Origin of the sequence: Micromonospora sp. LOL_021 (assembly GCF_048060215.1) — a bacterium.
Taxonomy (GTDB): Bacteria; Actinomycetota; Actinomycetes; order Mycobacteriales; family Micromonosporaceae; genus Micromonospora_E.
In genome coordinates, this window is record NZ_JBHMIN010000091.1 from 1 (window position 1) to 10,102 (window position 10,102).

A 10,102-nucleotide genomic window follows, 5' to 3' on the forward strand; every position below is an offset into this window, starting at 1 on the left:
CCCCACGTAACATCGACGAACCTCGGTGCCAATCGGCTCGAAGCCTATTGGGAAGTCCTCCCGTCACAGGATTTTGATTCCCTGACGGGATCACGCGCTGCGGTGCATCGGGGATCAATGCTGCACGGTCGTGGTACGCCACTCGCGGACACCCCGACGGGCATTTTGCTTGCCCAAATCCGGCGCGGTTTTCGTGTGTCCGGGGACCCGCAACATCCGCGAGCGTATCACGCTCCGCGAGTTTCAATCCGGCGCGGTTTTCGTGTGTCCGGGGACGTGCTTGCGGCTGCGGGCGTGGCGTTCCGCGCAAAGTTTCAATCCGGTGCGGTTTTCGTGTGTCCGGGGACCGTGTCCGAAATGTCGGGCGGTCTGAGCTGGGCAAACATGGCGCTCCGGGGGCAACCTCTTGTTGATCATGATCTTGGGGGAGCCTCAAATGATCTCCATGGGGCGGGTTTTCGCAGCTCAGGTGCACTTTGGGATCTTTCCGCCAACCTAACCGGGATCCCGGGCGTGTCGGGGGTTGTCGCAAGGGGCATTTCCGGACATAAGCTCCTGTTGATCTCGGCGGTGACGTCGATGCCACCGATTCTATCGGAGTTCGTCCGTCCGATCTCGGCATGAATACCTCTCCTTCCCGGCTGTTGAGTCGGATGTCTGACCAGCCGACGTTGTGGGCCGCGTGGTCGCGGGTCGCCGCCGGCACCGCACTCGCCGGAGCGGACGGCGTGACCGTCGCCGAGTTCGCCCATCACCTCGGGCCACGGCTGGAGTCGCTGTCCGCGCTGCTGCGCAGCGGCGAATACACCCCGCAACCCCTTCGACTGATGACCGTCAACCGTGGTGGCGAGCGCCGCGACCGGGGCATTCCGACCGTCCGCCGACCGGGTCGCCCAGCGCGCTTTCCTGCACGTCGCCGGCGACCGGTGGGAGACCCGCCGCGCCGAGGTCGGTTTCGCGTACCAGCGGGGTCGTTCCTGGGTGGACGCGCTGACGATGGCTCTCGCGTACCGGGACAAGGGGTTGCGCTATGTGGTCCGCGCGGACATCGCCGATTTCTTCGCCAGCGTCGACCACCAGCTCCTCCACGAGATGGTCAGCGGAAGTCTCGCCGGCCCGGCGGTCAGCCGGATCGTACGCGGCTGGTTCACCGCGCCGATGCTGACCGCCGCCGGTCTGCGTACCCGGGTCCGGGGTGTTCCCGAAGGCGCGCCGATCAGCCCGACTCTGGCCAATCTCTACCTGCGTGAGTTCGACGCCCGGGTCGACGGCCGGCACGGCCGGCTGGTGCGCTACGCCGACGACCTGGCGCTGTTCTGCCTCGACCTCGACGCGGCGATCAGCGGCGCCCGGCAGATCGGTGCCGAGCTGGCCGCGCTCAACCTGCGGCTGCACCCGGACAAGACGCAGATCACCACGTTCGACGCCGGGTTCAGCATGCTCGGCTGGGTGTTCGACGGCGAACACGGCCGGCCCGAGCAGCCCAACGCGGACTGGACGCACCCGCTGCTCAACACGCCGCAGCGGGGCAAGCTGCCGGCCAGCAACGGGAGCCGGCGATGATCGGCAAGGCGTTCCACGTGATCGGCCCGGACTGTGTCCTCGGCCGGCGCGACGGCCGGCTCGTCGTGCACCGCGACGGTGTGCTGCGCGCCTCCGCGCCGCTGACCATGGTCGGCGAGGTCGTCACCACCGGCCGGGTGACCGTCACGCCGCACGCGATGCACAGCATGCTCGCCCATGGCATCCCGCTGATCCTGCTCAGCCGCACCGGCCGACCGCTCGGCCGGCTCGAACCACCCACCGCCGGGCACATCGCCGCCCGGCTGCGCCAACTCGACCGGCACCGCGATCCGGCCGCCCGGCTCGACCTGGCCCGCGCCGTCATCCCTGCCAAGATCGCCAACCAGGCGACGCTGCTGCGCCGCCGCGCCAGACGCAGCGGCGACCCGGCGACCGTGTGGGCGGCGGTCACCCGACTCGCCGAGTTCGAGCAGGCCGCCAGCGCCGCGACCGACCTGGCGCAACTGATCGGCATCGAAGGCGCGGCGGCCGGCGCGTACTTTCGCGCGATCAGGGTGATGACCCCGGCCGAGTACGGCTTCGCCGCCCGTGACCGCAGCCGCCGCGACGTGATCAACGCGCTGATCAACTACTGCTCGGCGCTGCTGCGGGAAACCGTGCACGGTGCGATCCTCGCCGCCGGTCTCGACCCGTACCTGTCGTTTCTGCACACTCCGAGCCGGGGCCGGCCCACGCTCGCCTTCGACCTGATGGAGGAGTGGCGGCCGGCGCTGCTGGAAAGCACCGTGCTGGCGATGCTCGGTCTGCGTACCGTGACCGACGCCGACTTCGACGGCACCCACCTGACACCCGGCGCGACGTCCGCGCTGATCTCGCGGTATCAGGCCCGGCTGGCCATGCCGGCCCGCGAATGGCCGGCACCCGCCGACCAGCCGACCTACCACCAACTGGTACGCCGCCAGGCGCTTCGGCTGCGCGGCTGGCTGCTCGACGAGCAGGCGCAGTACCGGCCGTTCCGCTGGAGGTGACCGGCATGCAGCCCAGCTGGTGGACCGTGACCTTCGACCTGCCCGACGACCGCGACCGGCGGCAGCTGACGACGCTGCTGCGCCGCCACGGCGTACGGGTGCTGTACAGCGTCTTCACCATCCACATCGGTGACGCGCACCTGGACCGGCTGCTCGCCGCCAGCGCCGAACGGTTCACTGGCGGCGGGCATCTGCTGGCCCTGCCGTCCTGCCCGGACTGCGAAACCGCCGGGTACGGCGTACCGCTGGAAGTCCTCCCCGAGCAGGGCTGGGCCGGCTGGTGAACCGGCCGGTGCTCGTCGTCTACGACATCGTGAACGACCGCCGCCGCGCCGAGGTACGCGCCCGGCTCGGCCCGATCGCCGACCGCTTCCAGTACAGCGGATGGCTGGTGCCACCGGAGGTCAACCTGACCGCGGCGCGGGTCGTCGCCGACCTGGCCGCGGTCGCCGGCCCGGCGGACCGGATCCACGGCCACGCCCCGTGCCCCGACTGCGCCCGCCGGGCCAGGTGGCTGCCGGCCCGCCAGCCACACCGCCTCACCCGCCAACCCGGCTGGACCGCCCACTGAACGTGAAGGGCCGCCCGAAACGGGGACGGGTGTCTCTCGCCAAGTAAGAGGCAGCACGGTACCGCGTGGTACAGTCCGTGCATGGAGAGGATCACGCTGCGGGAGTTCCGCGATGGTGCGGGCCGGGTGCTGGAGTCGGTCGAGCGCACCCGTGAACCGGTCGTCATCACTAAGTACGAGCGGCCGGTGGCCGTACTGGTCGGGATCGACGAGTGGGAAGAGCTCGAAGCGTTCCGGGACAGCAAGGACGCTGCGGTGATCGCCCGCTCCCGTGCCGAGGGGCAGTTCGTGCCGCTGTCGGCGGCGCTGGAGTCGCTCGGGGTCGATCCTCGTGAAGTCGAAGCGTTGCTGGCCGACCGCACCGACGGTGCGGCGGCGTGAAGGTTCAAGTCGACCGGGACGTGCTGGTCTGGCTGCACAAGCAGCCGCGCAACGTCTTCCTGGCGGTCCTCGGCGCGATCCTTGACCTGGTGTCCGATCCTCTGCCGCAAAGTTCGACCGAGCTCCGTGACGGATCGGGCCGACGGCTGCGTGTTGGTGACTACCGGGTCCTTTACCGGATCGACGGCGACGACCTGATCATCCACGCGGTCGGCCACCGCAAGGATGTCTACTCCTGAATCAGCCTGACAGCGGGTACGCCGCCATCGGCCGCGACGGGGTCGGGACCGATGGCCGGTCGGGCAGCACCTTCTGCGGACAGGTGCGGCCAAGTAACTTCCGGCTGTCTCGACCGCCGATCGCCGTACGGGCGCGGGCTGCTTCAGGCGTTGAGCCCGTCGGTCTTGACCGCGCGGATGAAGGCGCTCCATCCGGTGGTGGTGAAGGTGAGGACCGGGCCGGTGTGGTCTTTGCTGTCGCGGACTGCGGTGGTGGAGGGCAGGCTGGCGACCTCGACGCAGGCGCCGCCGTTGTTGTCACTGCGGCTGGACTTGCGCCAGGTGGGGTGCGGCGTGTTCATGATCAGCCTCCGGTGTCGTCAGCGATCCGTCGGATGAGGGTGCGGGACTCGACCGGGCCGAGTGCGGCGGCGGTGAGTCGTTCCCCGAGCCGAGTGTATGCCCGGACCGCGTCGGGGCCGTCGAGGTAGGCGGCGTCGGGGAGGTCTCCACGTTGAGGTTCCTGGGGTGTCGGCTGCCCGTGATTGCCGGTAGGTTCGCTCGTTGCCGAGTGGTGGAACATTGCTGGTTGGTGGAACGGATGGGGTGTGGGGTTGAGTAGTCCGTTGGTGCGTCGGCGTCGGTTGGCGAAGGAGCTGCGGCGGCTTCGGGAGGAGGCTGGGCTGACCGCCGAGGAGTTGGCGCGGGCGGCGAAGATGTCGCGGCCGAAGCTGTCCCGGTTCGAGACGGCGGATCGGGTGCCGTCGGTGTCGGATGTGAGCGCGATCCTGGGCGCGTTGTCGGTTGACGGTGAGCGGTGGCACGAGCTGGTACGGATGGCGAACGACGCCGCCGAGCGTGGTTGGTGGGAGTCGTACGGGTCAGGGATGGGCCGGCGTCAGGCGGTCTACGCGAATCTGGAGCACGGTGCGGTGAGCATCCGTGAGTATCAGTCGTTTGTGGTGCCGGGGTTGTTGCAGGTGCCGGCGTACACGCGGGCGCGGTCGGAGTTGGCGTTCAAGCAGGCCCGGTTGCCGTCGGCCGACCTTGATCGGACGGTGGAGGCGAAGATGATGCGGCAGCGGATGTTGGCGCGGCCGGACGGTCCTCGGTACGAGGTGGTGGTCGAGGAGGTCGCGGTACGGCGGCCGGCTGCGCCGCCGGAGGTGATGCGGGAGCAGTTGCTGCACCTGGCGACGTTGGCCGAGGGGTCCGGGCGGGTGTCGGTGCGGGTGCTGCCGCAGGGCGCTGAGCTGCGCGACTACTGGTTGCCGAGGTCGCCGTTCACGGTGTACCGGTTCGGTGGTGGTGATCCGGACGCGGTCGCGGTGGACACGGAGACGTCGGACCTGGTCTATACCGAGCCGGACGAGGTTGCACCCTACGCGAACCTGTTCGGTCGGGTGTGGGAGTCGGCGTTGCCGGCTGAGGACAGCATGGGACTGCTCCGGGCTTTGGCTGGGGCGGGTCGGTGAGGAGAATCGGGAGCATGAGCAGCTTTCCAGCCACAGGTTGGCACAAGTCCACGCGGTCCGGCGGCGACGACAACTGCGTGGAGGTGAACGTCACGGATGCTCGGGTGGGCGTCCGGGACAGCAAGGCGGGTCCGGCGGGGCCGGTCCTTGATTTCAGTCGTACGTCGTTTGCCTCGTTGATCCACAGTCTGCGTGCCGGGCGGGGGTGACCTGCGCTAACGCAGCTGACTGAGGCCACACCGAGCGGTGTCCGGGTTTACCCGGGCACCGCTTTCGTGTGTCCGGGTGGGGGAGACGGTGGTGGATGCCTCTTGCGTCGGATGCCCCCTCGATGCATCCTGTAACCGTGCCGATGCTGGAACATTCCACAGGTGCGACATAGTTTCGTGGCCTGCTGCCGTCTCGTCCGCGAGACATGGTCGGTAGGTGGCGGTCGCGGTGACGGCGGGAAGCGGCGCGACAGCCGGGCAGGCCGAGTCGTGGCGGGTCAGGGCGGTCCGGTTCAGCCGGCGGTGGCGGGGGTTGGACCCGCAGGAGGTGTACGCGTACCTGCACCAGGTCGCCGATGAGCTGGATCGGCTGGCCGGATTGGCGGCTGGTGAGCGGGCCGAGGCCGAACGCATCCGCGAAGGTCTCCGGCAGTGGCGGCAGCGGCACGTCGGCTGCCGGTTCAACGACCCGCCGCCCTGGCCGGATCCGTCGGCGGGCAGCGCCGGTCAAGCGCGCTACCCACCGAATCGGGGGCGGTGGTGAGCGTCGAACCCTGCCCCGCATGGGTGCGCCCCGGCTCACCTCAAGTCCCAGGTCCAGTTTGGAGGAGGCTCGGATGACGCTGCACCGTCCCGTACGCCCGACCTGGATGTGCGCTGGTTGCGGCTTGCCGTGGCCGTGTCAGACGCGGCGGCGGGAGCTGTTGGCCGAGTACGCGGGTGCGGTGGTGTCGCTGTCGGTGTACATGGCGACGTGCCTGCTGGACGCGATGGCGGACCTGCCCGACTACCGGTGCGGCTATCTGTATTCGCGGTTCATCGGGTGGTGGCGCTGATGTCGGTCATCCGGCCCGGTGATGAGGACATGCATTTCGAGGACGGCTCGCATCGCTGGTATCCGTTCGACCCGGACGACCACGACCAGCAGGCGTGGGAGGAGCGGGTGCGCGAGCACCAGCGGCAGCACCGTGAGGAGAACCCGCCCCGGCGGCGGTGGCGACGACGGTCGATCTGACCGCCGGGCTGAGCGCCAATGCCCTTGTTGAGCTGGGGTCGGGCCGCTGGCGGCAACCACCGGTCCGACCCCTACCCCCGCACTGCTACGAGAGAAGGCAGACGATCATGGACATCTGTGCGTTGACCAGCGCCGCGTTGCTCGGGTTCCTGGCCGGGCTGTTCTCGTTCCGGGTCAAGAGCCGCTGGTGCCCCAAATGCGGCGAACTCACCACCACTCCACCGCCGCCGCACTGACGTCCTCGCACCGACTCCCTGCTGATGGCCAATGTCGCGGTGGTCGTGGCTGCCTGACTGGTGGCCGAGTGGGGCTCGACCTGACCGATCCACATAGGAAGCACGAAGAGGCTCACTACACGCTCTTCCGGGAGGGAAAAAGTGACCAGGAACCAAGGCCCTGCCAGCAGACACCACCTGACCCCGTACGTCAGGGTCAACTCTGGTCCGACGCCGGATCGGCCTCCGTTGCCGCGACGGACGCCGGGGCAGACGGACATCGAGCGTGATCCGCGCTTCCGGTTGCTGGCCGCTCGTGGGGTGGCGGCACCTGACGGTGATCCACAGCGGGCGCCCTTGGACGGTGTGGCGGCGGCGATGCGGAACCGGCCCGACGTCGATGTGTTGGACCGTGCGCGGGAGGCGGTCGCCGTGCACATGCCGAGTCGGTTGGCCGAGTGTCGGGTGTGTGACGTGGCGGCGTTCTGTCCGCCGTTCACCAACGCGTTGGCGGTGCTGGACCGCTGGGACCAGGGCCGGGCGCGTCGGGTGCGGGCGGTGTTGCAGTACGCCGGGTTGTGGCCGGACGGGTACGTCCACGACGGGCGGGACGACTGATGACCGACCGCGATCTGATCCGGGTGGGGGACACGCTGCATCTCGGTAAGGCCGACTGGGTGTTCGGTGACCGGTCGATGACGGTACGGGTCTCGGACATCCGGTACGGCCTCGACGACGCCGACTCCCCGGTGGTCGGGATCCTCGCCACGATCACGTTGGCGGGGCGGGACGGGCGGATGGCTGCGATCGGCGTCTACAAGTCAGCGCTGACCCGCCCCGGTGTGGTGCAGCGCCGGCAGCCGCCCAACGGCGTCGACTTCCCGGCCACCGAGCAGCCGTAGACACCCGGGGCGCGTAACCGCCGTAGCCCTGGTGGGCGATTGGGCACCGGGTACCCGACGGGCGGTGACGCCCCACGTCCGCCTCCGAGCACGCGGACGGCCGCTCGGCCCAGTGCCCTACTGCCGCCTACACGGTCACCCCACCGCCACCGCGCTGACACTCAGCCCTGAAGTCGACTCGGGTCCTCTCATTCTGACGTTTTGGCTGATTTAATCCGGTGCGGTTTTCGTGTGTCCGGGGACGTCGAGAAGCCATCGCGGCCAAGGGCGAGGCCGAGGTTTCAATCCGGTGCGGTTTTCGTGTGTCCGGGGAAACTGTCATGATCTTGGGTCTGAGCGGCCCCTGGGTTTCAATCCGGCGCGGTTTTCGTGTGTCCGGGGACCCGTGTCCGAAATGTCGGCAGGTCTGAGCTGGGCAAACAGGTGGTTCGGAGGGCAACCTCATGATCATCGTGATCTTGATGACGGCTCAGTTGATCTCTGTAAGGCAAGTTTTTGCAGCTCGGGCGTACTTTGGGATCTTTCCGCCAACCTCCCCCGGATCCCGGGCGTGTCGGAGGTTGCCGCAATCGACATTTCGTCGCAACTCCGGCACCTAATCTTGCGTACATCGATGGCTTGTCCGTCCTCGGTGGAGACCGTAGGGCTCGGCGTGGCAGTCTCACCTCTCCCGTCCGGTAGTCGCCGACAGGCCGATGTGGAAATTGTCGCTCACCGGGTTGGCTCCGGCAAGAGGAAACGACTCGTCCTCGGGTAGTGGATCAGCGGACCGTACGTCGTGCTGCTGTGCAACGAGATACGGGTCGGGAGCTGCTGGCCAGGCGTTGATCGGCCACAGATGCTTCCGAGTCGGGAACTTCAAGCAAGCTGTGTCAGACAACTGACGCTGGTGTAGTCGGAAAGACGGGACCAGAGCAGAGCCTGTCGGCTCCCGTTGTGTCGCAGTACGCCGACAGCGGCGTTCGATCATCACCCCGGCTCGTGCAGTGCTTCGGCTCGGCGTGCTACGCCGCGAGCATTTCTGCCAACCCTCGGGCCTCCGGAGCGGACCGAATCGGGCCGGGCACCTTGCGGTAGAAGTCGACCGCGCGGCTGCGAGTGAGACCGGTGCGCTGGTGGGCGGGGGCGTCGGCGAGTGCAGCGGCTGCCGACCGGCAGGCGCCGATGGTGTCGCCGTCGCGGTGCTGGCAGGTAGCGGCGTCGATGCGCAGCAGAGTGCGGGTGAGTGTGCTGGTCGGGGCCGACAAGGCAAGCGCGTACGTCTGGCTTTCGCGGGCGCGGCTCGTCTCGCCGAGCGCGCTCAGGGCGTGGGACAGGTGGACGTGGTGCTTCTGCTCGCAGTGGCCGAACCAGGAATCGGCTCGCTCCGATTCGGGCAGAGTGTCGGCGAGCTGGTCGGCGTCGCGTAGTGCCGAGTTGGCTTCGTCGCGGCGTCCAGCGAGGGCGTAGGCGCGGCCTGCGACGGCTGCGGCCAGAGTCGCGGCGGCGGTCGGTCCCTGGCCAGCGGTCCGGCGCGCCTGCTCGGCGAGTTCGGTCGCTGCCTGCGGTGCGCCGAAGTTGAGCGGAACATCGCCTTACGGGCCAGGACCCAGGCGTGCAGCGACCGGTCGCCGGACTCCGCGGCGGCGCGGGTCGCGGTGCCGAACCAGGCGTACGCCTCACGCCGGTTGCCGAGATCGTGCAGCACGACTGCCGTCATCCCGCCGAGTTGGCCGGTGATCCTGGCCAGCGCGACCCGGGTGGTGGCCGGCTGCGGACGCTGGAGCAGTTGGGTGACATCGGCGAAGTCGGTGAGCAGGTCGGCGAGGACGTCGGTGGGGGCGCGTCCGCCGTACCCGAAGCTGTGCTGCTCTGTGGCCGCTTCCAGCCGCGAAAGGTCGGCCGGGCCGCCGACGGACAGTGCGCGGTCGGCGGCGGCCAGGACGTCCGCGACGTGGTTCAGCGGGGCGGCGGTCAAGCCGGCGGCGAGGGCCGTACGCAGAAGCTCACGGCGGTACATGGACTCATCCTCCTTTGCGGAGCGTGTTTCTGCCGCGATGTCGTTGGCGTCGTCCTCTCAGGATCGAGCAGCGAGGCCGAGCATGGCACCGGGGATGCGGAGGCCATCGGCGATATGTTCGATGGTATCGATGCCGGTGATGCGGCCTTCGCCTCGTGCGATCAGGCTGACTCGCTCGGCCTTCAGACCGGTGGCGGCGACGATGGCGTTGAAGCTGAGCCCTGCTGCCTTCGCCGCGCTGAAGACGGTGCTGAAGGTGCGGGTTGCGAGAGCTTCCACCATGCGCCGGTCACCGAGCAGGCGGCGAGGTAGCCCACGAGGCGATGTCGACGGATCCACGCGACTCCTCGAAATGTGATCATGCCGATCGATGCACTATATCGCTTCTCGCGATATTGGGTGACCCCCCGTAGTGAGAGCCCCATCGTGGGGTTACCTGCGGTGAGGTTGGTGCTGTCTAGACGAATAGTTCCGAAGTTCGGTCAGTGGTCATAGGCGATCAGTGACCGGGTGACGGGTGCGCCGGTCTTGTTGTTGTGCCAGATCGCGGCGGCCATCGCGAGGA

The 10,102-nt window shown here is 68.6% G+C and carries 18 protein-coding genes; 14 read left to right on the forward strand and 4 right to left on the reverse strand.

Annotated elements, in window-relative coordinates; genetic code table 11:
* The first annotated feature begins 843 nt into the window (after window positions 1-843).
* From ACFHWT_RS30530 to ACFHWT_RS30555, 6 genes are all read left to right on the forward strand, one after another.
* A complete protein-coding gene (locus ACFHWT_RS30530; RefSeq protein WP_416598107.1) occupies window positions 844-1,563 on the forward strand; it encodes a reverse transcriptase domain-containing protein in 720 nt (239 codons plus the stop codon).
* The gene (cas1, locus tag ACFHWT_RS30535; protein ID WP_416598108.1) at window positions 1,560-2,552 is read left to right on the forward strand and encodes a CRISPR-associated endonuclease Cas1; all 993 of its coding nucleotides are present in this window, start codon (window positions 1,560-1,562) and stop codon (window positions 2,550-2,552) included. Before ACFHWT_RS30530 ends, cas1 begins: the two co-directional genes overlap by 4 nt.
* 5 nt (window positions 2,553-2,557) lie before the next feature.
* The gene (locus ACFHWT_RS30540; protein WP_281550647.1) at window positions 2,558-2,836 is read left to right on the forward strand and encodes a CRISPR-associated endonuclease Cas2; all 279 of its coding nucleotides are present in this window, start codon (window positions 2,558-2,560) and stop codon (window positions 2,834-2,836) included.
* On the forward strand, window positions 2,833-3,123 hold the full coding sequence (locus tag ACFHWT_RS30545) for a CRISPR-associated endonuclease Cas2 (protein WP_278114760.1): 291 nt from the start codon (window positions 2,833-2,835) through the stop codon (window positions 3,121-3,123). Before ACFHWT_RS30540 ends, ACFHWT_RS30545 begins: the two co-directional genes overlap by 4 nt.
* Before the next feature lie 81 nt (window positions 3,124-3,204).
* Window positions 3,205-3,504: a type II toxin-antitoxin system Phd/YefM family antitoxin gene (locus ACFHWT_RS30550; protein WP_278114762.1), complete on the forward strand. Its 300-nt coding sequence runs from the start codon at window positions 3,205-3,207 to the stop codon at window positions 3,502-3,504.
* Window positions 3,501-3,743, forward strand: coding sequence for a type II toxin-antitoxin system RelE family toxin (locus ACFHWT_RS30555; protein ID WP_416598109.1), 243 nt, complete (start codon window positions 3,501-3,503; stop codon window positions 3,741-3,743). Before ACFHWT_RS30550 ends, ACFHWT_RS30555 begins: the two co-directional genes overlap by 4 nt.
* 143 nt (window positions 3,744-3,886) lie before the next feature.
* On the opposite strand, the gene ACFHWT_RS30560 is transcribed toward ACFHWT_RS30555, so the two are convergent.
* Complete coding sequence (locus tag ACFHWT_RS30560; RefSeq protein WP_416598110.1) at window positions 3,887-4,084, reverse strand: DUF397 domain-containing protein; 198 nt, start codon at window positions 4,082-4,084, stop codon at window positions 3,887-3,889.
* 252 nt (window positions 4,085-4,336) lie between these two features.
* On the opposite strand from ACFHWT_RS30560, the gene ACFHWT_RS30565 reads away from it, so the two are divergent.
* The 8 genes from ACFHWT_RS30565 (at window position 4,337) to ACFHWT_RS30600 (ending at window position 7,538) form a co-directional block, all read left to right on the forward strand.
* On the forward strand, window positions 4,337-5,197 hold the full coding sequence (locus tag ACFHWT_RS30565; RefSeq protein WP_416598111.1) for a helix-turn-helix domain-containing protein: 861 nt from the start codon (window positions 4,337-4,339) through the stop codon (window positions 5,195-5,197).
* A gap of 14 nt (window positions 5,198-5,211) precedes the next feature.
* Window positions 5,212-5,406, forward strand: coding sequence for a DUF397 domain-containing protein (locus tag ACFHWT_RS30570; RefSeq protein WP_416598112.1), 195 nt, complete (start codon window positions 5,212-5,214; stop codon window positions 5,404-5,406).
* A 229-nt stretch (window positions 5,407-5,635) separates the two neighbouring features.
* Complete coding sequence (locus tag ACFHWT_RS30575; protein WP_416598113.1) at window positions 5,636-5,950, forward strand: DivIVA domain-containing protein; 315 nt, start codon at window positions 5,636-5,638, stop codon at window positions 5,948-5,950.
* A gap of 73 nt (window positions 5,951-6,023) precedes the next feature.
* Window positions 6,024-6,242 (forward strand): hypothetical protein, encoded by a 219-nt coding sequence (locus tag ACFHWT_RS30580; RefSeq protein WP_278114772.1) that lies wholly within the window; start codon window positions 6,024-6,026, stop codon window positions 6,240-6,242.
* Complete coding sequence (locus ACFHWT_RS30585) at window positions 6,242-6,421, forward strand: hypothetical protein (RefSeq protein WP_278114774.1); 180 nt, start codon at window positions 6,242-6,244, stop codon at window positions 6,419-6,421. The genes ACFHWT_RS30580 and ACFHWT_RS30585 overlap by 1 nt, the downstream gene beginning before the upstream one ends.
* 107 nt (window positions 6,422-6,528) lie before the next feature.
* Window positions 6,529-6,657 (forward strand): hypothetical protein, encoded by a 129-nt coding sequence (locus tag ACFHWT_RS30590; protein WP_416598114.1) that lies wholly within the window; start codon window positions 6,529-6,531, stop codon window positions 6,655-6,657.
* Between the two features lie 357 nt (window positions 6,658-7,014).
* The gene (locus ACFHWT_RS30595) at window positions 7,015-7,254 is read left to right on the forward strand and encodes a hypothetical protein (protein ID WP_416598115.1); all 240 of its coding nucleotides are present in this window, start codon (window positions 7,015-7,017) and stop codon (window positions 7,252-7,254) included.
* Window positions 7,254-7,538 carry a hypothetical protein gene (locus ACFHWT_RS30600; RefSeq protein WP_416598116.1) on the forward strand — a complete coding sequence of 95 codons (285 nt, stop codon included), beginning with the start codon at window positions 7,254-7,256 and terminating at the stop codon, window positions 7,536-7,538. The genes ACFHWT_RS30595 and ACFHWT_RS30600 overlap by 1 nt, the downstream gene beginning before the upstream one ends.
* Window positions 7,539-8,542: 1,004 nt before the next feature.
* Here the strand turns inward: ACFHWT_RS30600 and ACFHWT_RS30605 are convergent.
* From ACFHWT_RS30605 to ACFHWT_RS30615, 3 genes are read right to left on the reverse strand one after another with little or no spacing between them, the layout of a single operon-like run.
* On the reverse strand, window positions 8,543-8,785 hold the full coding sequence (locus tag ACFHWT_RS30605; protein WP_416598117.1) for a hypothetical protein: 243 nt from the start codon (window positions 8,783-8,785) through the stop codon (window positions 8,543-8,545).
* A gap of 53 nt (window positions 8,786-8,838) precedes the next feature.
* Window positions 8,839-9,537 (reverse strand): hypothetical protein, encoded by a 699-nt coding sequence (locus tag ACFHWT_RS30610; RefSeq protein ID WP_416598118.1) that lies wholly within the window; start codon window positions 9,535-9,537, stop codon window positions 8,839-8,841.
* Between the two features lie 57 nt (window positions 9,538-9,594).
* Window positions 9,595-9,819: a hypothetical protein gene (locus tag ACFHWT_RS30615; RefSeq protein WP_416598119.1), complete on the reverse strand. Its 225-nt coding sequence runs from the start codon at window positions 9,817-9,819 to the stop codon at window positions 9,595-9,597.
* Window positions 9,820-10,102: the final 283 nt, after the last annotated feature.

Excerpts from the sequence above, each read along its gene's own strand:
- cas1 (WP_416598108.1), top strand. The coding sequence starts at position 1,560 with ATGATCGGCAAGGCGTTCCACGTGATCGGCCCGGACTGTGTCCTCGGC.
- ACFHWT_RS30540 (WP_281550647.1), top strand. The coding sequence starts at position 2,558 with ATGCAGCCCAGCTGGTGGACCGTGACCTTCGACCTGCCCGACGACCGC.
- ACFHWT_RS30550 (WP_278114762.1), top strand. The coding sequence starts at position 3,205 with ATGGAGAGGATCACGCTGCGGGAGTTCCGCGATGGTGCGGGCCGGGTG.
- ACFHWT_RS30560 (WP_416598110.1), bottom strand. The coding sequence starts at position 4,084 with ATGAACACGCCGCACCCCACCTGGCGCAAGTCCAGCCGCAGTGACAAC.
- ACFHWT_RS30570 (WP_416598112.1), top strand. The coding sequence starts at position 5,212 with ATGAGCAGCTTTCCAGCCACAGGTTGGCACAAGTCCACGCGGTCCGGC.
- ACFHWT_RS30580 (WP_278114772.1), top strand. The coding sequence starts at position 6,024 with ATGACGCTGCACCGTCCCGTACGCCCGACCTGGATGTGCGCTGGTTGC.
- ACFHWT_RS30585 (WP_278114774.1), top strand. The coding sequence starts at position 6,242 with ATGTCGGTCATCCGGCCCGGTGATGAGGACATGCATTTCGAGGACGGC.
- ACFHWT_RS30590 (WP_416598114.1), top strand. The coding sequence starts at position 6,529 with ATGGACATCTGTGCGTTGACCAGCGCCGCGTTGCTCGGGTTCCTGGCC.
- ACFHWT_RS30595 (WP_416598115.1), top strand. The coding sequence starts at position 7,015 with ATGCGGAACCGGCCCGACGTCGATGTGTTGGACCGTGCGCGGGAGGCG.
- ACFHWT_RS30600 (WP_416598116.1), top strand. The coding sequence starts at position 7,254 with ATGACCGACCGCGATCTGATCCGGGTGGGGGACACGCTGCATCTCGGT.
- ACFHWT_RS30610 (WP_416598118.1), bottom strand. The coding sequence starts at position 9,537 with ATGTACCGCCGTGAGCTTCTGCGTACGGCCCTCGCCGCCGGCTTGACC.
- ACFHWT_RS30615 (WP_416598119.1), bottom strand. The coding sequence starts at position 9,819 with ATGGTGGAAGCTCTCGCAACCCGCACCTTCAGCACCGTCTTCAGCGCG.